This window comes from Virgisporangium aliadipatigenens (assembly GCF_016863615.1).
In the GTDB taxonomy this organism is placed as follows: Bacteria; Actinomycetota; Actinomycetes; order Mycobacteriales; family Micromonosporaceae; genus Virgisporangium; species Virgisporangium aliadipatigenens.
In genome coordinates this window covers 60,376-81,913 of sequence record NZ_BOPF01000022.1, presented here as the reverse complement: position 1 = coordinate 81,913, position 21,538 = coordinate 60,376, and the positions used below count along the sequence as shown (strand labels likewise).

At 72.7% G+C, this 21,538-nt stretch carries 18 protein-coding genes; 9 read left to right on the top strand and 9 right to left on the bottom strand.

Annotated features, from left to right (window positions below; genetic code table 11):
• Positions 1–37 precede the first annotated feature (37 nt).
• A complete protein-coding gene (locus tag Val02_RS28020) occupies positions 38–3,106 on the bottom strand; it encodes an AfsR/SARP family transcriptional regulator (RefSeq protein ID WP_203902227.1) in 3,069 nt (1,022 codons plus the stop codon).
• A gap of 122 nt (positions 3,107–3,228) precedes the next feature.
• Between Val02_RS28020 and Val02_RS28015 the strand changes: the two genes are divergently transcribed.
• Positions 3,229–4,122, top strand: coding sequence for a bifunctional helix-turn-helix transcriptional regulator/GNAT family N-acetyltransferase (locus tag Val02_RS28015; RefSeq protein WP_203902226.1), 894 nt, complete (start codon positions 3,229–3,231; stop codon positions 4,120–4,122).
• Here Val02_RS28015 and Val02_RS28010 read toward each other — a convergent pair.
• Both Val02_RS28010 and ybiA read right to left on the bottom strand, forming a co-directional pair.
• Positions 4,105–5,217 (bottom strand): serine hydrolase domain-containing protein, encoded by a 1,113-nt coding sequence (locus tag Val02_RS28010; protein WP_203902225.1) that lies wholly within the window; start codon positions 5,215–5,217, stop codon positions 4,105–4,107. The two genes, Val02_RS28015 and Val02_RS28010, sit on opposite strands and share 18 nt — an antisense overlap.
• A 32-nt stretch (positions 5,218–5,249) precedes the next feature.
• The gene (gene ybiA, locus Val02_RS28005) at positions 5,250–5,795 is read right to left on the bottom strand and encodes a riboflavin biosynthesis intermediates N-glycosidase (RefSeq protein WP_203902224.1); all 546 of its coding nucleotides are present in this window, start codon (positions 5,793–5,795) and stop codon (positions 5,250–5,252) included.
• Positions 5,796–5,851: 56 nt separating this feature from the next.
• On the opposite strand from ybiA, the gene Val02_RS28000 reads away from it, so the two are divergent.
• From Val02_RS28000 to Val02_RS27990, 3 genes are read left to right on the top strand one after another with little or no spacing between them, the layout of a single operon-like run.
• Complete coding sequence (locus Val02_RS28000; protein ID WP_203902223.1) at positions 5,852–6,427, top strand: TetR/AcrR family transcriptional regulator; 576 nt, start codon at positions 5,852–5,854, stop codon at positions 6,425–6,427.
• 46 nt (positions 6,428–6,473) lie between these two features.
• On the top strand, positions 6,474–7,871 hold the full coding sequence (locus Val02_RS27995; RefSeq protein WP_203902222.1) for a nitrilase-related carbon-nitrogen hydrolase: 1,398 nt from the start codon (positions 6,474–6,476) through the stop codon (positions 7,869–7,871).
• Positions 7,872–7,921: 50 nt separating this feature from the next.
• A complete protein-coding gene (locus Val02_RS27990) occupies positions 7,922–8,563 on the top strand; it encodes a DUF2461 domain-containing protein (protein ID WP_239153386.1) in 642 nt (213 codons plus the stop codon).
• Here Val02_RS27990 and Val02_RS27985 read toward each other — a convergent pair.
• From Val02_RS27985 to Val02_RS27965, 5 genes are all read right to left on the bottom strand, one after another.
• On the bottom strand, positions 8,549–9,748 hold the full coding sequence (locus tag Val02_RS27985; RefSeq protein ID WP_203902220.1) for an MFS transporter: 1,200 nt from the start codon (positions 9,746–9,748) through the stop codon (positions 8,549–8,551). The two genes, Val02_RS27990 and Val02_RS27985, sit on opposite strands and share 15 nt — an antisense overlap.
• 37 nt (positions 9,749–9,785) lie before the next feature.
• Positions 9,786–10,277: a hypothetical protein gene (locus Val02_RS27980; RefSeq protein WP_203902219.1), complete on the bottom strand. Its 492-nt coding sequence runs from the start codon at positions 10,275–10,277 to the stop codon at positions 9,786–9,788.
• 190 nt (positions 10,278–10,467) lie between these two features.
• Positions 10,468–11,436, bottom strand: a complete 969-nt coding sequence (gene add / locus Val02_RS27975) for an adenosine deaminase (RefSeq protein ID WP_239153385.1) — start codon at positions 11,434–11,436, stop codon at positions 10,468–10,470.
• Positions 11,429–12,649 carry an MFS transporter gene (locus tag Val02_RS27970; RefSeq protein WP_203902218.1) on the bottom strand — a complete coding sequence of 407 codons (1,221 nt, stop codon included), beginning with the start codon at positions 12,647–12,649 and terminating at the stop codon, positions 11,429–11,431. Before Val02_RS27970 ends, add begins: the two co-directional genes overlap by 8 nt.
• Positions 12,639–13,211 carry a winged helix-turn-helix domain-containing protein gene (locus Val02_RS27965; RefSeq protein WP_203902217.1) on the bottom strand — a complete coding sequence of 191 codons (573 nt, stop codon included), beginning with the start codon at positions 13,209–13,211 and terminating at the stop codon, positions 12,639–12,641. Before Val02_RS27965 ends, Val02_RS27970 begins: the two co-directional genes overlap by 11 nt.
• Before the next feature lie 72 nt (positions 13,212–13,283).
• Here Val02_RS27965 and soxR point away from each other — a divergent pair, with 72 nt between their 5' ends.
• From soxR to Val02_RS27950, 3 genes are all read left to right on the top strand, one after another.
• Positions 13,284–13,721, top strand: coding sequence for a redox-sensitive transcriptional activator SoxR (gene soxR / locus Val02_RS27960; protein ID WP_203902216.1), 438 nt, complete (start codon positions 13,284–13,286; stop codon positions 13,719–13,721).
• Positions 13,722–13,855: 134 nt separating this feature from the next.
• The gene (locus tag Val02_RS27955; protein ID WP_239153384.1) at positions 13,856–16,774 is read left to right on the top strand and encodes a glycoside hydrolase family 48 protein; all 2,919 of its coding nucleotides are present in this window, start codon (positions 13,856–13,858) and stop codon (positions 16,772–16,774) included.
• Positions 16,775–16,856: 82 nt separating this feature from the next.
• On the top strand, positions 16,857–17,252 hold the full coding sequence (locus Val02_RS27950; RefSeq protein WP_203902214.1) for a hypothetical protein: 396 nt from the start codon (positions 16,857–16,859) through the stop codon (positions 17,250–17,252).
• On the opposite strand, the gene Val02_RS27945 is transcribed toward Val02_RS27950, so the two are convergent.
• Positions 17,249–17,536, bottom strand: a complete 288-nt coding sequence (locus tag Val02_RS27945; protein WP_203902213.1) for a GNAT family N-acetyltransferase — start codon at positions 17,534–17,536, stop codon at positions 17,249–17,251. The genes Val02_RS27950 and Val02_RS27945 overlap by 4 nt on opposite strands.
• Before the next feature lie 592 nt (positions 17,537–18,128).
• Here Val02_RS27945 and Val02_RS27940 point away from each other — a divergent pair.
• Both Val02_RS27940 and Val02_RS27935 read left to right on the top strand, forming a co-directional pair.
• The gene (locus Val02_RS27940; protein ID WP_203902212.1) at positions 18,129–21,086 is read left to right on the top strand and encodes a sensor histidine kinase; all 2,958 of its coding nucleotides are present in this window, start codon (positions 18,129–18,131) and stop codon (positions 21,084–21,086) included.
• On the top strand, positions 21,083–21,508 hold the full coding sequence (locus tag Val02_RS27935) for a roadblock/LC7 domain-containing protein (RefSeq protein WP_203902211.1): 426 nt from the start codon (positions 21,083–21,085) through the stop codon (positions 21,506–21,508). Before Val02_RS27940 ends, Val02_RS27935 begins: the two co-directional genes overlap by 4 nt.
• The last annotated feature ends 30 nt before the right edge of the window (positions 21,509–21,538 follow it).

The following is a 21,538-nucleotide window of genomic DNA, read 5'->3' as shown; positions in this document are numbered from 1 at the left end:
GAACGCCCTGGTCCCGCCGTCCTTTGTCCGCAAATGCCTAGGTGCGCAGGGGCGCGGAGCCGGCCACGGTCGCCGGCGCGCAGTCGCAGCCCCAGCGCGCCCGCCACTCGTCCATCTCGCCGGCCTCGCGCGTGCCGAAGAGCGCGAAGACGGGCAGCGCGTTGCGCCAGGCGGCGTGTGCGGCGTCGCAGTTCCCGGCCCGCGCGTGCACGGCCCCGAGGTCGCGCAGCGTCCGGGCCCGGTTGAGGTCGTGGTCGAGCGCGCGCCACTCGCGCAGCGCGCGCTCCAGTTCGCGGCGCGCCTCGTCCAGGCGGCCGGCCGCCAGGTGCATCTCGCCGAGCGTGCGGCGCACCAGCGCGGCGCCGAAGCGGTCGTTGCGCTCGAGGCAGACCCGGCGGGCGTGCGCCAGCGGCGCGGCGGCGCGGTCCGGATCGCTGCGGCGGATCCACAGCTTCGCCAGGCTCTGCGTGGTGTAGCAGTTGAGCAGCGGGTCGTCCTGCCGGCGCACCATCGCGTGGGCGGTCTCGCCGTAGGTGGCGGCCGCGTCGAGTTCGCCGCGGGCGCGGTGGACCAGGCCGATGCCGCGGATCGCGATCGCCTCCCCGCGCCAGTGCCCGAGCGAGCGGTACAGCCCGGCGGCGCGTTCGAGCTGGGCGACGGCCGCGTCGTCGTTGCCGAGTTCGCGGTGCGCGAAGCCGAGCCCGTAGCAGGCGTGCGCCGCCCCGTCGGTGTCGCCGAAGCGGGTGAACGCCTCCAGTGCCAGCGTGAGCAGCGGGATCGCGCGCCGGTGGTGCCCCACCTCGCGCAGCACGGTGCCGAGACCGCTGCGCGCGGCCGCTGTTCCGTGGTCGTTGCCGGCCTCGCCGAAGAGCGCGACGGCGGCCGAGAAGTGTTCCTCCGCCTCGGCGAAGCGGTCCTCCTTGTAGCGCAGGAAGCCGATGCCGCACTCGATGACGGCCTCGGCGTCGCGGTTGCCGGCCTTGCGGGCGGCCCCCAACGCGGCGGCGTGCGCCCTGTTCCAGCCCTCGAAGTCGTTGCGCAGCCCGAAGGAGGCGAAGACCAGCCCGTCGGCCAGGACGCTCGCGACGTCGTCCATGCCGAGCGCGGCGGCGCGTTCGACGGCGGCGACGAGCGTGCGGCTCTCCGCGTCGAGCCACCCCGGGCCGCCGGCACCGTCCACGATGGACGGATCGACCGGCATTGGCGGCGGGCGCAGCCGGTAAAGCCGAGGCACGGCAAACGGCAACTGCACGGCCTGCCGTTCGACCAGCGCGATCGCCGCCGACAGCCCGCGCGTCGCCGCGTCGCGCAACTGCGGCTCGGTCTCCTCGGCGTCCGCCCGCTCCTGGGCGAACAGGCGCACCAGGTCGTGCATCCGGTAGCGGAAGAGGCCCAGCACCGGATCCTCGACGACGTCCACGAGCCGCGCGTCGACCAGCTGCTCCAGCAGGTCCTCGGCCGCACCGACGGAGGTGTCCGCGACGGCCGCCGCCAGCCACTCGGCGAAGTCCGGGCTGCCCAGGTGCCCGAGCAGGCGAAACATCCGCTTGGCGGCGTCGTCCAGCGCCCGGTAGCCGACGGCGACGCTGACCCGCACGGCCAGCCCGTCGGCCGTCATCTCGTCCAGCCGGCGCCGCTCGTCGGCCATCCGTTCGGTCATCCGCGCCATCGTCCAATGTGGACGGGCGGCCAGCCGGGCACCGACGATGCGAAGCGCCAGCGGCAGGTCGCCGCAGATGGCGGCGAGGGTGAAGATGGCGCCCGGTTCGGCGTCCACCCGGGCGGCGCCGACGATGCGCCGCAGCAGGGTCATCGACTCGTCGCGGGAGAAGACGCCCAGCTCGATCTGCTCGGCGCCGGGGATGGTGGTCAGCCGCGCCCGGCTCGTGACGATGAGCGCGGAGCCGGGCGTCGCCGGCACGAGCGGGCGGATCTCGCCGGCGCCGGCCGCGTCGTCCAGGACGATGAGGACCCGGCGGGTGCTGATCTCCTGGCGGTAGCGGGCCAGCCGTTCCGCGTCGGACGTGGGCTGCTGCGGGCCGGCGACGCCGAGCGCGCGCAGCACCCAGCCGAGCGTCTCCCCGGAGCCGTCGCGGCCGCCGAGGCTGACGAAGACCTGGCCGTCCGGATAGGACTTCCGCAGTTGGTGCGCCAGGTGCACGCTCAGCGAGGTCTTGCCCACGCCGCCCGGGCCGGACAGCACCACCACCGGCGTGCTGCCGTCGGCGAGCGCGGTCGTCGCCTGTGCGATCTCCGGCTCGAAGCCGGTGAGGTCGGGCAGGTCGGCCGGGAGCTGGCAGCCGAGCGCGCCCGGGTTCTCGGCCTGTTCGGGCGCGCGCGGCTGCGGCACCGACGGCCCCGTCTCGCGCAGGAACTCCGCGTGCAGCGCGCGCAGCTCGGCACCGGGCTCCACACCCAGCTCGTCCGAGATGCGCCGGCGGGAGCGGGCGTACTGCTCCAGCGCCTCCGAACGCCGCCCGTCGGCGTGCAACGCCCGCATCAGGTGCGCGATCAGCGGCTCGGCGAGCGGGTACTGGTCGAGCGCGCGGGACAGCCGATCGGTGACGCGCGCGGGATTGCCGGCGTCCAGTTCGGCGGCGGCCCAGTCGGCGAGGACGCCGAGCAGCTGACGGGTCAGGCCCTCGCGGATGCGTGCGGCCCACTCGCCGGGCAGGCCGGCCAGCGGTTCGCCGCGCCACAGGTCGACCGCCTCGCGCAGCAGCGTCAGGCGTTGCGGGTCACCGGGTTGCGCGCGGCGGGCGCGGTCGGCGAGGTCGCGCAGCCGGTGCAGGTCGACCCGGCCGGCGACGCCGTCCAGCAGGTAGCCGCCGGGCCGTCGGGTCAACGCCACCGCGGGAGCGTCGGTGGCGGGGGAGGCCGCGGCGATGATGCGCCGCACGCGGGTGATGTACGTGTACAGGACGTTGCGCGCCTCGGCCGGCGGGGCCTCGCCCCACACCCGGTCGACGAGGGTGTCGGCCGGCACGGGGCGGCCGGCATCCAGGAGCAGGGCGGCGAGCACGGTGCGCTGCTTGCGCGGGCCGAGGTCGACCGGTCGGTCGGCCACCAGCAACTGCAGGTCGCCCAGCAACCGGAACTCGCTCACACCGCTCCCGCCCATACGCGGATCAGGCCCGCTGCCACGGCCATCAGGGTAGCCGAGCGGCATTCCCGTTCCCGGTGGGCGAGATCCGGGCCTCCGGCGACTTCTCGGACTAAGGTCAGAGAATGGACGCCAGTCAGGTCGACCGGATCCGCCGGTTCAACCGCACCGTCACCCAGCGCATCGGTGCGCTCGACGACGCCTTCCTCTCCCGCAGCCGCCCGCTCGGCCAGGCGCGGCTGCTGTGGGAGATCGGCCCGGCCGGTAGCGAGGTCCGGACGCTCCGGGCCCGGCTGGCCCTGGACTCGGGCTACCTCAGCCGGCTGCTGCGCGCGTTGCAGGCCGACGGGCTGGTCACCGTCGACGCCGACGCCACGGACGGCCGCGTACGCCGGGTGCACCTCACGCCGGCCGGGCTGGCGGAGCGCGCCGAGCTCGACCGCCTCTCCGACGGCCGGGCCACCGAGATCCTGCGCCCGCTCGCCCCGGAGCAGCGCACCCGGCTCGTCGCCGCCATGGCCGAGGTCGAACGCCTCCTCACCGCGTCCACTGTGGACATCGCGGTCGTCGACCCCCGGCACCCCGACGCGACGTTCTGCCGGGAGGCCTACTTCGAGGAGTTGCGGCGGCGCTTCGAGGGCGGCTACGACCCGGCCCTGGCCATCCCGGCCGACGACGCCGCCCTCACCCCACCCGCCGGTGTCCTCCTGGTGGCCCGCCTGCACGACGAGCCGGTCGGCTGTGCCGCGCTCAAGCTGCCCGCCGGCGAGCCGGCACACCTCAAGCGCATGTGGGTCGCGCCGGCCGTTCGGGGCACCGGGCTCGGCCGGCGGCTGCTGCACGAGTGCGAGCGGGAGGCCGCCACCCGGGGTGCCCGCGTCGTGCGGCTGGAGACCAACCGCACGCTCACCGAGGCGATCGCGTTGTACCGGGCCGCCGGCTACCGCGAGGTGGCCCGGTTCAACGACGAGATCTACGGCGATCACTTCTTCGAGAAGGTGCTAGAGGTCCCCGGTTGACTCCCACGCCGCCATGCTGAGGCCGAACCCGCGCAGGTCGGTCTCGCCCAGCATCGACATGCGGTTCATCGTGTAGGCCATCGCGGTGCGGGTGTCGAGGTCGGCGACGGCGAACGCGCCACCCCGGCCGCCCCAGTACAGCGTGTTGGGGTGCGGCAGCATCCCGCCCTGGCCCGAGACGGCGAACCCGATCCCGAAGCGCATCGGCATCCCGAGCACCAGGTCCGTCCCGTCGACCTGCACCTCCAGCGCCTTACGGCAGCCCGCCTCGGAGAGGTACCGCCGCCCGCCGAACGTCCCGCCGTTGGCGAGGATCGCGTGGATCTTCGCGACGGCGTGGGCGTTGCCGTGCCCGTTGCCCGCCGGGATCTCCGCGGCCCGGTAGGCGCGGGTGCGCGTGACCGACACGGGGAACGGCGGGTTGACGGCCGCGTTCCGCTGGATCTCCGAGGCGGTGAAGAAGTCGCCGGGTGAGTCGTCCGCGATGATCAGCTCCGCGACCCGGTGGTCCTCGGCGGCCGGCAGGCCGATGTGGAAGTCCGCGGCGAGCGGCTCGGCGATCTCCTCCCGGAACACCGTGCCGAGGCTGCGCCCGGTGACCCGCCGGACCACCTCGCCCACCAGGTACCCGAACGTGACGGCGTGATACCCGGAGGCGGTACCCGGCTTCCAGAACGGCTCCTGCGCCGCCAGCAGCGACGTGCACTTCTCCCAGTCGAACAGATCCTCGGTGGCGAGCGGCTCGCGCCAGCCGGAGAGCCCGGAGCTGTGGCTCATCAGCTGGGCGACGGTGACGTCCGCCTTGCCCGCCGCGGCGAACTCGGGCCAGTAGCGCGCGACCGGCGCGTGCACGTCGAGGTCGCCGCGGTCGGCGACGAGGAGCGCGGTCAGCGAGGTGACGCTCTTGGTGACGGAGTACGTGTTGACGATCGTGTCGGCCGTCCAGGGCCGGGTGCGCTCGGCGTCGGCGTAGCCGCCCCACAGGTCGACGACGGTCTCGTCGCCGATCGTGACGCTGAAGGAGGCGCCGACGTCCGCCCCGCTCTCGAGGTGCTTGTCGAACATGTCGCGCACGCCGGTGAACCGCTCATCCATGCGCGCCAACGTAGGGGAGGCGTTACGCGGGGTCACCCGATTAAAAGCGTCTCCCGGACGTTCATGAGGGCGAAGCCGAGCAGGTTGCGCCCGAGCCATTCTCGGGGCCGGCCGGCGCGCGGGTCGTCGGCGGCGAGACCGATGCCCCAGACCCGGTCCAGCGGGCTGGCCTCCACGAGTACCCGCCCACCGGTCCCGAGCAGGAACGCGGAAAGCTCCTGGCGCTGGCGGAACTTGGCCTCGTTCCCGGCCACGACGATGTCGAAGCAGGCGGCCTCCCAGGCGTCGGCGTCGAACCCGCGCACCTGCCGCCCGACGGTCTTCGCCTCGTTGGGATGCGTGGCGGCGAGGACCCGTTCCGCGGCGTCGGCGTCGCCGAACAGCGTGGCCTTGCGCCACATCATGTAGTGCTCGGCGGTGGCAAATATCCGACCGTCCACCGAGAACGGAGCCGGCCACCACTGGCTGAGGCAGCCGGCGCCGACGCTGCCGTCGCGCTGGGGGCGGTGGCCCCAGAAGAACAGGTACTTGATCCGTTCGCCGGCGTCGGTGCGGCGGATGAGTTCGGCGACGTCCATGATCCAAAAGTATACGGTGTAGACGCCAGCGAATATTCATGTCTACGGTGTAGACCATGTCCCACACGGCAGAACGGATCGCCGTCACGGCGCGCGCCCTGCTCGACGCGGAGGGCTCCGCCGCCGTCAGCATGCGCCGCGTCGCCGCCACGATCGGCGTCACCCCGATGGCCCTCTACCGCCACTACCCCAACCGCGACGCCCTCCTCGCCGTGCTGGCCGAGCGGGCGTTCGGCGACCTGGAGAAGGAGTGGCGGGCCCGGCCGTCCGGCGGTGGCGGCCCCGAGGCCGAGCTGTTCGCCGCGTTCGACGCCCTCTTCGACGTCGCCGTCAGCCGGCCGCACCTGTACCGGTTCCTCTTCACGGAGGTGCGCGACCAGGCGCGGGTCTATCCGGACGGGTTCCGCGACGGGGGTTCGCCGACCCTCAACGTGCTCACCGGCATCGTCCGCGCCGGCGTCGACGCCGGGGTGTTGCGCGCCGCCGACGAGTGGGAGGTGGCGTTCACGCTCGCCGCGCACATGCAGGGGCTGATCCTGCTCTACCAGGGCGGCCGCACCGAGCCGGGCGAGGCGTTCCGCGCCCGGGCGCACGCCTCCCTCAAGCGGGTGCTCGATGGCCTCCGCGCATAGGGCCTGTCCCGCGGATCACGCCGGCCTACGGCGGACTCGGCTCGACGTGATCCGCGGGACAGGCCCTCGCGCCGTCGTCGCCGCGGCGGCGAGCGCGATTCTCTTCCGGTACGGGACCGGGCTCGCGCCGCTCTGGTGGTGCGCCTGGCTCGCCCCGCTTCCCGTGCTGCTGCTGGCATCCCGCACGCGGGCCCGGGTGGCGGTCGCGGCGGCGTTCGTGGCGTGGCTGGTGGGGGAGAGCGGACTGTGGTCCTACTACACGGGAAGCGACGGGTTGGCGCAGCCGATCCCTCTGGTGGCAGGCGTTTTCGTCGCACTGGCCGCGCTCTTCGCCGGCGTCGTCGCGGGATTCGGTTACCTGGTACCGCGAAATGCCGCCGCGGCCGCGCTGTTCCCGCCCGCCGCGTGGGTGCTCGTCGAGTACGCGCTCTCCGTCGCCACGCCCAACGGGCTCTTCTGGAGCCTCGCCTACACGCAGGTCGACGCGCTTCCCGTGGTGCAACTGGCCGCGATCACCGGGCCGTGGGGCCTGACGTTCGCGGTGCTCGGCCTCCCGTCGGCCGTCGCCGCCGCGTCCGCCGCCCCGCGCCCGTCCCGGATCAGGCTCGCCGCCGCCGCGCTCTGCTGCCTCGCCTTCATATGGGGGAACGGCCTCACCCGCCTGGCCGCTGCTGCGGAGCCCGCGTCGGGGCACACCGTCGGCGTGGTCGCGCTCGCCCAGCCGGCCGACCCCGTTGCACTGTCCACAGAGGAGGGTCGGCGGCTGCTCGACGGCTACGTGGCGCGCGTTCGCGCCGTGGGCGCGCGGACGGTCGTGCTGCCGGAGAAGGTCTTCGCCGCCGACGAGTCCACGCTGCCGCTGCTGGACGAGGCGTTCCGGACGGTGGCGCGGGAGTCCACAGTGGACATCGTCGTGGGGCTGACGCTCACCCGGGCCGGCACGACGCACAACGTCGCCCTGGTCTACCCGCGCGGCGGCGCTGCGGCGAGCGAGTATCGGAAGGCTCATCTCGTTCCCACACTGGAAGACGCGATGACGGCGGGCCGTGACCGGACCCTCGTGGCCGGCGACGACGGACGCCGGGGCATTGCCGTCTGCAAGGATCTCGACTACCCGGAACTGGTCCGGGCGTACCGGGCCGACGGCGCGCGACTGATGCTCGTGCCCGCGTGGGACTTCGACCGCGACGCCTGGCTGCACAGCCGCATGGCGATCCTGCGCGGCGTCGAGAACGGCCTGCCGATCGCCCGGGCCGCCCGCTCCGGCACGCTCACCGTGACCGACGCCTACGGCCGCGTCCTCGCCGAGGACCGCGCATCCGCCGTCGCGCCCGTCCCGCCCGCCGCCGGCCGGACGGTCTACTCGGTGCTGGGGGAGTGGTTCGTGTGGCTGTGCCTGCCGCTGCTCGCCCTCGGATGGCTCAGGCGACCGGGTCGGCCGTGACGTGGCGATGCGCCTCTTCCTGTCCGGGTACTTCGACTAGCTTCGGAACCGTGGCATTCACCGGGTGGCCGATCGAGGCCGTGGAGTTCTACGAGGGCCTGGAGGCCGACAACTCCAAGACCTACTGGACCGCGCACAAGCCGGTCTTCGACAACCAGGTGCACGCGCCGATGGCGGCCCTCGTCGAGGAACTGTCGGCGGAGTTCGGCGCCGGGAAGATCTTCCGGCCCTACCGGGACGTGCGCTTCAGCAAGGACAAGACGCCGTACAAGACCGGCATCTACGCGACGTTCGAGCGCGGCGGCTACGTGCGTTTCAGCGCGCGCGGGCTGACCGTCGGCCGCGGCTACTACATGATGGCGCCGGACCAGATCGAACGTTACCGGCGCGCGGTGGCGCACGACGTTACCGGGCCGCAGCTGGAGGAGGCGATCAAAGCGGTCGAGTCCGCCGGCATCACCGTCGGCGGCGCGCCGAGCCTGCGCAGTTCACCGCGGGGGTACGCGAAGGATCATCCGCGGATCGGCCTGCTGAGGCACAAGGGGCTCATCGCGTGGCGCGACTTCCCGGTGGCCGCGTGGCTCGGCACGAGGGCGGCGAAGAAGCGGGTGCTCGACACGTTGCGCGCCGCGCAGCCGCTGCAGCACTGGCTGGACGAGAGGGTCGGGGCGTCGGAATCACCTTCCCGGTGACGGCCGCACCATGACGAGGTAGGTCCCCACGAGCGCGACCGCCAGCACCACCAGCGACGGCCCGAGCAGCTCCAGGTCGACCCGGCTGAGCAGGACGCCGACGCCGGCCGGGATCAGCGTGCCGCCCAGCGCCCCGGCCGCCACCTGCAGGCCGATCACCCGGTCGGCGTGCACGGCCCCCACCCGGTCCGCCGTCGTCAACATCAGCAGGGGGAACACCGGAGCCTCGGCAAAACCGATCACCGCGAGCCCGACCGCCGCGATCCACCCACTCCCGGGAACGGCCACCAGCACGGCGCCGACCGCCATCCCCACGAGGCTGCCCAGCAGCACCTTCGGCGCCCCGAACCGCTGCGACACGACGCCCTGCACCAGGCGGCCCACGAACAACATCGCCCAGTACACCGACACGCAGACCCCGGCGACCGACTCGTCCATCCCGCGCCCACGCGTCAGCAGCAGGAACGCCCACAGCCCGGCCGCGACCTCCAGCGAGACGTACAGCACGAACGCGGCGACGCTCAACCACGTGGCCGGCAGCCGGAACGTCTCCCGCGAGCGCACCTTCACCGGCTCCGCTGCTGTCCCACCGCCCTCCGGCGAGGAGGACGGGGAGGAGCCGGTACGCCACGACCGCGCCGTCACCGCGAACGCGGCCGCCAGGGCGAACTGCGCGACGGCCACGACGCCGTAGCCCACCCGCCAGGACAGCCCGGCGGAGAGCGCGGCCGTCATGATCAGCGGCCCGAGGGCGACCCCCAGCCCGAAGAACGCGTGCAGCCAGTTCATGTGCCGCGGCCCGAACGCGCCGGCCGCGTACGCGTTGAGGCCGGAGTCGATCGCGCCGCCGCCGAACCCCGCCACGACGGAGCACGGCACCACGACCGCGAGCGCGGGCGACAGCGCGTATCCGGCCAGCGCCGACGCCGCGAGCACCGTGCTGGCGGCGAGCAGCCAGCCCACCCCGAAGCGGTTCAGGATGAACCCCGCCGACGCGCTCGACACGAAGTAGCCGCAGATCCCGGCGAACGTGATCACACCGGCCGTCTCGGTCGACACGCCGAACTCCGCGGCCATCGATGGCCAGCCGACGCCGAACAGGCCGTCCGGCAGGCCGAGACTGATGAACGCGAAGTAGGCGAGGACGAGCAGCGACGTGCGGATCGGGGCGAGAGCGACGGTCACCCGCCGATCATCCCGTGCGCGCGTTGCGCGTGCCGACCTACGCCATCACGTCGACGTGCGGCCCGTCGTCGGCCGACTCGACCTTCGCGACCGGCTCGACCGCCGGCGTCTCGGCCTTGGGCTCGACCGCCGGGACCTGGCGCTGCTGCACGTACTGGATGATGAACTGCCACGGGGGCAGTCCCTCGGGAGTGACCTCGCCGGTGGCCGAGACGTAGAAGCCCGTCGCGGAGGCCACGGCGGCGCGGTCGCTCGCCGACAGGGTCGACAGCGAGGCGGGTGCGCGCACCTCCCGCTTGACCTCCTGGGCCTCCTGCGCCTGCTTGGCCTCCGGAGTCTGTGCGGTACCCGTCCCGGTCACGCCGGTGCCGCTGGCGCCGATCCCGGTCACGCCGGTCACGGCCCTGGTGGTCGTGCCGTTCGCCCCGGTGTTCGCCGGGGAGACCGGAGCGGCGGGGGCGGCGCGGTTGGCCGCGACCATCGCCAGTTCGACCGGTTCCATGGTCATCATCGCGCGTTGTACCTGCATGATGGGTCTCCGTGTCCTGCAAGTGCCGTCCGTGGAATTCACACGTTCCCGGTGCTCGGTTGCAATGGGGACGGATCACGGGTGCGGTTCGGGTGCGGATCCCCGATGCGCGTCCGGCGCGGTGTGCGCGCTCGCGGGTTCAACTGTAGCGACGGCATCACTTAACGTACTGTCCGGCGGTCGGACACGTTCAGCAATCGACGAGCCATGCGGTGACGCCGGCGCGAAGCCGTTCCTTGACCCCGGGCGGCGCCGCCGACGCGTCGATGGAGTGGCCGGCGAGCGCGGCGTACTCCTCGTCGGTCAGGCCGAGGCCGGAGTACTGCTCGACCAGGCCGGCGCCGAAGATCAGCGGGTCGTCGGTGCCGATCGCGACGGGTACGCCGGCGGCCAGCACCGCGCGCACCGGCAGGCCGTCGGGGCGGTCCAGCACTCCCAGCGGAACGTATGAGGCGGGGCAGAGCTCGAGGGCGACGCCGCGTTCGGCCAGCAGGGCCAGGGTGGGTGCGTCGCGGGTGGCGGTCAGGCCGTGGCCGATCCGGCCGGCGCCCAGCAGCCGCACGCACGCGGCGACGTGCTCGGCCGGCTCGTAGAACCCGGCGTGCGGAGCGATCAACAGCCCGGCCTCCGCCGCGACCGCGCACGCGGGGACGAAGTCCTCGACCCGGCCGAGGCGTTCGTCGTTGGACAGGCCGAAGCCGACGACACCCCGGCCCGCGTAGCGGGCGGCGAGCCGGGCCAGCATCAGCGCGTGCTCGCCGCTGCGCGCCCAGCTCGACGCGACGATGATCCCCACCGGGATGGGGGCGGCGGCGGCCCCCGCCAGGACCGCCTCGACGACGGCCTGGTAGCCGCCGATCCGTTCCACGTACGAGGTCGGATCTACCTGCAGCTCGGTCCAGCCGCCGCCGGCCGCGGCGTCGTCCTGCGCCGCCTCGACCACGACCCGGGCGATGTCCTCAGGGCTTCGCACGGTGTCGCGGGCCGCGTCGTATCTCTGCTGGAACGCCGACCAGACGTGCCGGCGCACCGTGCCCATGGACAGCGGCGGGAGGGCGATCCCGTGCCGGGCGGCCAGCTCGGCGACGGTGGCCGGGCGCATGGACCCGGTGAGGTGCAGGTGCGGGTTGGCCTTCGGCAGCTTCGCGAGTTCACGCATCGACGGCCACTTTAGGCAGGTACGCCGCGGCGATCTGGGCCCGGTTGCGCAGCAGCAGCGCGACGACGGCACACCCGACCACGAACCCGGCGATGCCGGCCGCCGCGAAGACGGTCGCCACGTCGGTCGCGGCCGCCAGTGCGCCACCGGCGACGCCGCCGACCGGGATGCCGCCCCACACGAGCGTGCGCCAGGCGCCCTGCACGCGGCCGAACAGCTCCTCGGGGATGAGCGCCTGGCGCAGGGCCATCGTCAGGACGTTCAATATCATCACCGAGGCGGCGGAACCCCCGAACAGCACGGCGCCCGCGACCGGGTGCCGGACGAACCCCATGGCGGCCAGCAGCGCCGGGCTCACGACGGTGCCGAGGACCATGGTCGGCAGCCGGCCGAGGCGCGCGGCGGTCAGCGGCGCGACCAGCCCGCCCAGCAGCCCGCCGACGCCGCCCGCGAGCAGCAGGAACCCGTACCCGCGCGGGCTCAGCCCGAGCACGTCCAGGGCGTAGAGCACCAGCACGGCGTTGGCCGCCGACCCGCACGCCGAGGTGAGCCCGAACAGCAGCGTGAGCCCGCGCAGCAGCGGCTGCCTCGACAGCCAGCGCACCCCGTCGACGATGTCGGCCCGGATCGAACTCGTCGAGGCCAGCGCCGGCCGGAAGTCGCCGGCCACGGTGACCATGACCAGCGCGCACGCCAGGAACCCGGCCGCGTTGGCACCGAACGGCAGCGCCACGGCGAGCGTGAACAGCAGCGCGCCCACCGGCCCGCCGAGGAAGATCTGGCCGACGGCCTCTCCGGTGACCAGCAGGCTGTTGCCGCGTTCCAACTGATCCGGCCGCACGACCTGCGGCAGGAACGCGTTGGCGGCGCTGTCGTAGACGGTCTCCGCGATCCCCAGCGCGAACGCCACCACATAGAGCAGCGGGATCGTGGCGTGCCCGGTGGCGACGGCGACGGTGAGCCCGGCGACGAGCAGTCCCCGCACGGTGTTGGCGAGCACCATGGCCCGGCGCCGGTCGGTCCGGTCGACGAGCGCACCCGCGGGCAGCGCGCACAACAGCCACGGCAGGAACGCCAGCGAGTACAGCCCGGAGATCGCCAGCGGGTCGCGGGTGAGCGTGGCGGCCAGCAGGGGGAGCGCGGCGCGGCCGATCCCGTCGGCGAGATTGGACGTGGCGCTGGCGGCCAGCAGTTTCCAGAAGTTAGTCCCCATCGGGGTCTCCCAGCGGAAAGCCGACGAACTCGGTGCGCACCCGGCGGGTCTCGGGTCCGGGCGGCAGTCCGCGGTACCGGTCCACGACCGCCTCGATCTCGCGCTGGAGCGCCCCGAGCTGTGCGGCGTCCAGCTCCAGGTGGGCCTGCTGACGGATGGCGGCGACCTGCCACTGCGGCGACCACCGGGGCAGGTCGTGGGCGAACTGCCGCACGCGGCGGTAGGAGTTCTCCAGCAGGGTGCTGACGACCATGCCGGTCGCGGCGTCCTCGCGCTGGTCGTCCATGCGCATCGTCCAGCCGCCGGTGACCGGCCGCCACCAGCGCTCGCGGGTGGTGCCGACCTCGGGCAGCTCCTCGATGAACCCGTGCCGGGCGAGCTGGCGCAGGTGGTAGCTGGTGGCGCCGCTGGTCTCCCCGAGGTCCTCGGCGAGCTGGCTGGCGGTGGCCCGACCGCGCACGGCGAGCGCGTCGAGCAGCTGCAGGCGCAACGGGTGGGTGAGCGCCTTGAGCGCGGTGGGCCCCGGGATGTAGCCCGGCCCCTCGAGCGGGATCTCGGTCACGCATCGACCGTAGCGATGCAAAGAAAGTTTTGCAAAGGAATCTTTGCGACTCGGGATCCCTAGGATGGGCCGGTGACCGCACAGCACGAACTCACCGTCGGCCAGCTCTCCGCCCGGTCCGGCGTCGCGGTCTCCGCCCTGCACTTCTACGAGGCGCAGGGGCTGATCCACAGCCGGCGCACCAGTGGCAACCAGCGCCGGTTCAGCCGGGACACGCTGCGGCGGGTGGCGTTCATCCGGGCGTCGCAGCGGGTCGGCATCCCGCTCAAGGAGATCGCGGCGGCCCTCGACGAACTGCCCGACGGCCGCGTGCCCAACCGCAGCGACTGGGCGCACCTCTCGGCCACCTGGCGGGAGTCCCTGAACGCCCGCATCGAGGCCCTCCGGAAGCTGCGCGACAGCCTGGACGACTGCATCGGCTGCGGCTGCCTGTCGATCGACCGGTGCGCGCTGGCCAACCCGCGCGACGTGCTGGGCGCGCGGGGTCCGGGCGCCCATCGACTGTTCTGAACGTTTCAGCTTCGTTAACTGGCGGGCGCCCGGCTGACCTGCGGTGACCGGCTGTCGATCGCCCGAACGCTGTCCGGTGGGAGCGCTCCCGTGCAACGCTCCCGGCACCCCCGTCCCAGATGAGGAGTGCACCCGTGACACCCCTGCCAACGAGAACAAGGCGGCGGATAGCCCTCGGGCTCGCCGCCGTCCTCGGCGCGGCCGGCCTCAACGCCGTAGCGACCAGCGCCGCTTACGCCGCCCCGGGCTGCGACGTGCAGTACACCACCAACGACTGGCCCGGCGGCTTCACCGGCCGCGTCATCATCAAGAACCCGGGCGACCCCATCAGCGGGTGGACGCTCAAGTGGAAGTTCCCCACCACCACCCAGAAGGTCGTCAACGGCTGGCAGGCCAGGTGGAGCCAGTCCGGTCAGGACGTCACCGCCACCAACGAGTCGTACAACGGCACCATCCCTACCGGTGGTCAGGTGGAGATCGGCTTCAACGGCTCCTGGTCCGGCACCAACCCCAAGCCGACCGAGTTCTCGGTGAACGGCCTCACCTGCGGCGGGACCGCCAACCCGCCGCCCACCGTGGACATCACGGCGCCGACCTCCGGCCAGTCGTTCACCGCGCCGGCCGACATCACGGTCGCCGCGACCGCCGCGGACACCGCGCCGGGCACCGTGTCGAAGGTGGAGTTCTACCGCAACGGGCTGCTGGTCGGTGAGGACACCTCGGCGCCGTACAGCTTCGCCCAGACCAGCCTCCCCGTCGGCACCTACGTGCTCGGCGCGAAGGCCACCGACAACACCGGCCTGTCGGCCACCGACGAGGTCACCGTCACGGTCGCCGCCCCGGCCGGACCCGCCGTCGTCACCTCGCCCGCCGCGGTCAGCGTTCCCGAGGGCAGCTTCGCCGACGTCGCGGTCAAGCTCTCCCAGGCTCCCTCGTCGAACGTCACCGTGACGGCCACCGGCAGCGGCGACGCCGACGTCACGGCCACGCCGACCACGTTCACGTTCACCACGTCGAACTGGAACACCGCGCAGAACTTCCGGATCAGCGCGGCGGAGGACAGCGACTCGTTGAACGGCGTCAAGACGTTCACGCTCGCGGGCACCGGGGTCGCCTCGACCGCCGTCACCGCGACGGAGTCCGACAACGAGGTCTCCGACTACGTGCGGCTGTTCCGCGAGCAGTACCAGAAGATCAAGACCGCCGGGTACTTCAGCCCGGAGGGCGTGCCGTACCACTCCATCGAGACGCTGATCGTCGAGGCGCCGGACCACGGGCACGAGACCACGTCCGAGGCGTTCTCCTACTGGCTGTGGCTCGAGGCGTACTACGGCCGCATCGAGGGCGACTGGGCGCCGTTCAACCAGGCGTGGACGATCATGGAGAAGTACATCATCCCGTCCTCGGCCGACCAGCCGACCGCCGGTGTCGCCGGTGACGCGCAGTACGCGTCGGAGTACAACTGGCCGGACCAGTACCCGTCGGCGCTCAACGCGAGCGTTCCGGTCGGCAAGGACCCGCTGCGCAGCGAGCTCCAGTCCACCTACGGCACCGGTGACGTCTACGGCATGCACTGGCTGATCGACGTGGACAACACCTACAAGTTCGGCCGGTGCGGCAACGGCACCACGCGGCCGGCGTACATCAACACGTTCCAGCGGGGCCCGCAGGAGTCGGTGTGGGAGACCGTGCCGCACCCGTCCTGCGAGAACTTCAACTTCGGGGCCACCGGCTCCGGCTACCTCCCGCTGTTCATCAAGGAGTCGGGCACCTCGGCCAAGCAGTGGCGTTACACCAACGCCCCGGACGCCGACGCACGCGCCGTCGAGGCCGCCTACTGGGCCCTGACGTGGGCCACGGAGCAGGGTAAGGCCGCCGACGTCGCCGCCACGGTGGCCAAGGCCGCCAAGATGGGCGACTACCTGCGCTACGCGATGTTCGACAAGTACTTCAAGAAGGTCGGCAACTGCACCAGCCCGACCAGCTGCCCGGCGGGTAGCGGCCGGGACGCGGCGCACTACCTGATGTCCTGGTACTACGCCTGGGGTGGTGCGCTCGACACGTCGGCCGCGTGGTCCTGGCGGATCGGCTCCAGCCACAACCACTTCGGGTACCAGAACCCGATGGCGGCGTGGGCGCTGTCGAACGTGGCCGCGCTGAAGCCGCGTTCCTCGACGGCGGTCGCCGACTGGACCAAGTCGTTCCAGCGGCAGATGGAGTTCTACCTGTGGCTGCAGTCGGCCGAGGGCGGCATCGCCGGCGGCGCGACGAACAGCTGGGAAGGCGCGTACGGCGCCCCGCCGAGCGGAACGGCGACGTTCTACGGCATGGCGTACGACGAGAAGCCGGTCTACCACGACCCGCCGTCCAACGAGTGGTTCGGGTTCCAGGCCTGGTCGATGCACCGGATCGCGGAGCTGTACTTCCAGACCGGTGACGCCAACGCCAAGAAGCTGCTCGACAAGTGGGTGCCGTGGGCCATCTCGGAGACCACCATCGGCAGCAACTGGTCGATCCCGTCGACCATGGCGTGGAGCGGCCAGCCGACCAGCTACAGCGGTGCCACCGGAGGCCCGGGTGCCAACGCCAACCTGCACGTCGACGTGGTGGCCACCGGCCGTGACGTCGGTGTGGCGGCGTCGCTCGCCCGGACGCTGATGTTCTACGCGGCGAAGTCCGGCGACGCCTCGGCCAAGGCGACCGCGAAGGGCCTGCTCGACGCGCTCACCTCGCACGCCGACACGAAGGGTGTGTCCACGACCGAGACCCGCGAGGACTACAAGCGGTTCGACGACGTGTTCAACTCCTCGACCCGTCAGGGCCTGTACGTGCCGAGCGGGTACAGCGGCAAGATGCCGAACGGCGACGTGATCGCCCCCGGCAAGTCGTTCCTCGACATCCGTTCCTTCTACAAGACCGACCCGGAGTGGGCGAAGGTCCAGGCGTACCTGGACGGAGGTCCGGCGCCGACGTTCAACTACCACCGGTTCTGGGCGCAGGCCGACATCGCCATGGCGTACGCGGACTACGCGAAGCTCTTCCCCAACGGGTAGCGGCTAACCGCCGAGGGCCCGGGGCGGTCGTTACCGTCCCGGGCCTATTACCAGGTAGCGCGCGAGTCCTACGCTCCCGGGCATGGAATGGTTGTGGCTGCTGCCGGTCGGGATCATCCTCTTCACGCTGTTGCTGACGGGGATCATCCTCTTCGTGGTGACGCGCACGGTGCGACGCGCGGTCTCCGGCGTCTTCTCCGGGTTTCCCGGCGGAGGCCACCGGGTCTCGCGCGGCGGGTCGTCCTCGTCGTCCTCGCACGACTGGTCGTCGTGGACGCCGGACGGCTCCTCCGGGTGGTCCTGGAGCAACGACCCGCACCACCACAACCACCACGGCGGTCACGACCACCATCACCACTCGTCGTCGAGCTGCGGCTCGTCGTCCTCGTCCTGCTCCAGCTCGTCTTCGTCCTGCTCGTCGAGCTCGTCGTCGTGCTCCAGCTCCAGCAGCTCGTCCTGCTCGAGCAGCAGCAGCTAGTCGACCAGCAGGTCCGCGTAGGCCGGGTGGGTGTCGACGTACTTCGCGATGTAGGGGCACTGGGCCGCGAGGCGTAGCCCCCGCGCGCGCACGTCGTCGAGCGCGAACGCCGCGAGCCGGCCGGCGAGCCCGCGCCCGCCGTACGCCTTGTCGACCTCGGTGTGCGTGAAGATCAGGAAGCCGTCGCGGGGGAGATAGTCGGCGTGGCCCACAAGCGCGCCGTCGACGGTGATCTCGTACCGGTGCCGCTCGGGCTGATCTGAGATCGCAATCTCTTCCGCCATGCCCGCCTCATTTCCGATTACTCAATGAATTGCGGCAAGCACTGAATGTAGTGCGCGTGCGGCGACTTTTCAGAAACATAGGGAGGCCGGCACTCACGGGGGAAAGTGCCGGCCTCGATGGATAAGAGTATGGCTCCGGAGCGTCTCGTGCAATCGCCGGTCGGTTACCCGACGCGGAAAAATCGCCGCGAACCAGGATCCGGCCGGCCGACAACGCGGCTAATGCTACGAATGCCTGTTTCAGCTACGTATAACGGCGACGGTCCGGCTTGTACACGCGCTGTTGTCGCTCTGTGTGGCCGCGGATGCGATGTTCGGATGGCCCCCGACGGGACGATCGGCCGATGTATGGCATTCGCTGTTGACCGGTCCCTGTCCGTTACCCGTAGATTCACCCACGGTCGGGTAACACAGGGGACCCGGACTCAGCCCTGCCTCGTTACGTCCCGCATTTGGCGGCGCGGACCAACGACCTACGGCGGGCCGTCCGGCGAGCGGAGGCGACATTGGCAGCCCCGGATCGGGATTCCAGCGCGGGCTGGAGGAGGGCCGCGGGCGGCGACGGCTTGGCGGGCGTGCCGGTGGGTGCCCGGTGTTAGCCGGAGCGCGTCGACGCTTCGCCCGTCTGCGCGTCGCCTCCAGGCTTGCCCTCCTCGTGCTGATCCCGCTGCTCGCGGTGATCGGACTCGCCGTTCCGGTCGTGATCGAACGGGTGGACCAGGTCGAGGCGGCCAATCAGATCTCCGCCGAGACGCGGTCCCGCCAGGCGATCTCCGTCCTGATGGACGAGGTGCAGCGGGAACGCCTGCTCGCCATCGTCGACCTCGCCACGCGCACCGGCGACACGGTCACGCTGACCAAGCAGCGCCTGCGCGTGGACGCCGCGCTGGAGGCCGCCCGCAAGAGCGACCCGCGGCTGAAGGACGGCGCCGAGCGGCTCGCCGCACTCCTCGGCGTGGTGCGCCGGCTCGTGCTCGGCGGCGAGGTGTACGGCCAGACCGTGCACCTGCTCTACAGCCAGGCCACCGCCGCCATGCTGGACGCCATGCCGGCGCCGATCGGCCGGGAGGCGTCCGAACCGCCGCTCGCCCCGCTCGACGAGCTGCTGCGCGCCAACGAGCACGCCACCCGCGCCGGCGCCGCGGCGATCGTGGCCGTCACCGAGCCGCAGGGCGGCCAGCTGCTGTACGCCGACTCGCGCACCGCCGAACGCGTCAACACCGGCCGCTTCTCGGCCCTGGCCCGCAACGAGCACCTGCGCCTGCTGTCGGCCGCGCAGAACAGCCGCGCCGCCGAGTCCGTGGTCGAACAGGCACAGGTGATCTTCGCCGAGACCGCCGCGCCCACCGGTCCCCAGCGGAACTCCGTCGTCGCCGGCCTCGCGCAGGCGGTCGAGACGTACAGCAACCTGCGCCGCCAGATCGTCGACCAGGTCGCGCAGAAGATTCTCGACGAGTCGGGGGCCGCCTCGGACAGCGCACGCACCACGGCGATCCTGGTCGGTGGGCTGGCCCTGCTGCTGGTGCTGCTCGTCGCCGGTCTCGCGGCGGCCGGCGCGCGTTCGATCGCGGTGCCGCTGTCGCGCCTCAACGACGCGGCCGTCGCCGTGGCCGCCGCCACCGGCCGGGAGCTCGAACGGGTCAGCGACTCCGACTCCGACTCCGACGCGCCACCACAGCTCCGCGCGGTGCCCACCACCGGCCCCGGCGAGGTGGCTGACCTGGCGGCCGCGTTCAACCAGGTGCAGAACGCCGCCGCCGCCCTGCTCGAACGGCAGGTCACCACGCGGCGCAACGTGTCGGCGATGTTCGCGACCGTCGCGCGGCGCACCCGTAACCTGGCCGACCGGCAGCTCAACCTGATCGACGTGCTCGAACGCCAGCAGCAGGACCCGCAGCTGTTGGACCGGCTGTACCGGCTCGACCACGTCGCCACCCGCCTGCGCCGCAGCGCCTCCGCGCTGCTCGTGGTCTCCGGTGTGGCCGACGACAACCCGGCGAGCCCGATGCGCCTGGCCGACGCGGTGCGTGCCGGTGCGGCCGAGATCGAGCAGTTCGCGCGGGTACAGCTGACGGACGTCGTCGACGTGGCCGCCGTGCCGGGTGTCGTGCCGGACCTGATCCTGCTGCTGGCGGAGCTGCTGGACAACGCGGTGTCGTACTCGCCGCCGCCGTCGCCCGTGACCGTGGCGGTGGGCCTGACGGCGGACGGGTGCCGGTTGACGATCGTGGACACCGGCATCGGCATGGACGAGGCGCAGTTCGCGGCCGAAAATCGCCGGCTGGTCGAGCGCGAACGCCTGGACGTGGCGCCGACCCAGGTGCTCGGCCTGTTCGTGGTCGGGCGGCTGGCCCGCCGGCACGGGCTCGCGGTCACGCTGCGCCCCACCGCGCCGCACGGCGTCACCGTGCACGTCGACATCCCGGCCCGGCTGCTGACCACCGCGTCCGGCCCGGTGGCGCCGGTTCCGCAGGCGCGGGGTGTGCGACAGGCCGTCCGGCAGCCGGTGGGCGCGCTGCCGACGCCGGATCACACCACCCGCGCGATGCAGGCGACCTCGGTGCGTGGCCAGTTCGCCTGGTTCGGCGAGGAGGAGGTCGTGCCGGCGGCGGCGCTGCCGGAGCTGAGCCCGGCGCTGCTGGACGAGGCGGAGCCGATCGCCCTGCTCGCGCCGCTGCCCCCGATCCCCGCCGCGCCGCAGCCGATGGCGATCGCACCCCCGCCGCCGGCGACGGCCGCGCCGCTGACGACGACCGGCCCGCTGAACGGCGGGGTACCGGCGACCGGCCGGGCCGCGGTGCCGGGGCCGCGCCGTTCGCCGGAGTCGATGCCGGCCGACCGGGCTCCCGACGCGCCGCCGGCCGTCGAGTCCAGCCCGAGCGGCCTGACCCGCCGCGTTCCCGGACGGAACCTGCCGAAGGGCACGTTCGCGCCGGCGAGCGAGCGGGAGAACACCGTCGAGGTCGATCCGGCCGCCGCGCGGGCCGAGGCGGAGGCGTTCACCACCGGGTTCGCCCGGGGAATCGCCACACCGCCCGGCGGAGCGATGCGGCCGCCGGACCTCAGCCCACCACCCGCCGGGGCCGGTCGCCCGATACCGCCGATGCCACAGATGCCCGGGATCTTCGAACGGACGGCCGCACCGGCGCCGGCGCCGAACCCACCGGCGACGAACGCCCCGCCGCGGCAGTGGCCGCTGCCGGCCGGCGGCGCGCCCGCGGCACCGGCACCGCCGTCGGCCGGGCGGGCCGCGGTGCCGCCACCGGCCGCCGCCGGTGGACTGAGCCGGCGCGTGCCCGGCGCGAACCTCGCCGAGGAGCTGCGCCTGCCGGACGGCCCCGGCCGGGGCGGTCCCGCGGCGGGTCGCGGGTCGGCGGTCCCGCCGCCGCCGTCGTCCGGGCCGGTCGACCGGGACCCCGAGGCCGAGGCGCGGGCAATCGACACGTTGGTCGCGGGCTTCGCCCGCGGCGAGCAACAGGATCTTCAGCAACCAGAGTTCGTCGGGCGGGTCCAGGCAGGATCCGAGCCCCAGGATGTGGAGCGACGATGACCATCGCATCTCCGGAAGCCCGCAGCTTCAACTGGCTGCTCGACCGGTTCGCCGTGGAGACGGCGGGCGTGTCGGACGCCATCGCGGTCTCCTCCGACGGCCTGCTGATCGCCATGGCCACCAACAGCAGCCGCGACGACGCCGAACGCTTCGCCGCCATCACCTCGGCCATCACCAGCCTGGCCGGCGGCGCCTCGCGGCTGTACCAGCTCGGCTTCACGAACAAGGTGATCATCGACTTCGAGTCCGGTTACCTGCTCGTGGCGACGATCTCCTCCGGCTCCGCGCTGGGCGTGCTCGCCACCAAGCAGGCCGACCTCGGCACGATCGCCTACGAGATGGCGGTCTTCGCCAACCGGGCCGGTCGCGTGCTCACCCCGCAGCTCATCGACGAACTGAAGAACACCGTCGCGGCGGTCTGAGATGACCGAGGCCGACGGTGCAGGGCGGCG

What these genes read in the sequence shown, in the direction of transcription:
- Val02_RS28015 (WP_203902226.1), top strand. Translation starts at nt 3,229, where the DNA reads ATGGACGCCAGTCAGGTCGACCGGATCCGCCGGTTCAACCGCACCGTC.
- Val02_RS28010 (WP_203902225.1), bottom strand. Translation starts at nt 5,217, where the DNA reads ATGGATGAGCGGTTCACCGGCGTGCGCGACATGTTCGACAAGCACCTC.
- ybiA (WP_203902224.1), bottom strand. Translation starts at nt 5,795, where the DNA reads ATGGACGTCGCCGAACTCATCCGCCGCACCGACGCCGGCGAACGGATC.
- Val02_RS28000 (WP_203902223.1), top strand. Translation starts at nt 5,852, where the DNA reads ATGTCCCACACGGCAGAACGGATCGCCGTCACGGCGCGCGCCCTGCTC.
- Val02_RS27980 (WP_203902219.1), bottom strand. Translation starts at nt 10,277, where the DNA reads ATGCAGGTACAACGCGCGATGATGACCATGGAACCGGTCGAACTGGCG.
- add (WP_239153385.1), bottom strand. Translation starts at nt 11,436, where the DNA reads ATGCGTGAACTCGCGAAGCTGCCGAAGGCCAACCCGCACCTGCACCTC.
- Val02_RS27970 (WP_203902218.1), bottom strand. Translation starts at nt 12,649, where the DNA reads ATGGGGACTAACTTCTGGAAACTGCTGGCCGCCAGCGCCACGTCCAAT.
- Val02_RS27950 (WP_203902214.1), top strand. Translation starts at nt 16,857, where the DNA reads ATGGAATGGTTGTGGCTGCTGCCGGTCGGGATCATCCTCTTCACGCTG.
- Val02_RS27945 (WP_203902213.1), bottom strand. Translation starts at nt 17,536, where the DNA reads ATGGCGGAAGAGATTGCGATCTCAGATCAGCCCGAGCGGCACCGGTAC.
- Val02_RS27935 (WP_203902211.1), top strand. Translation starts at nt 21,083, where the DNA reads ATGACCATCGCATCTCCGGAAGCCCGCAGCTTCAACTGGCTGCTCGAC.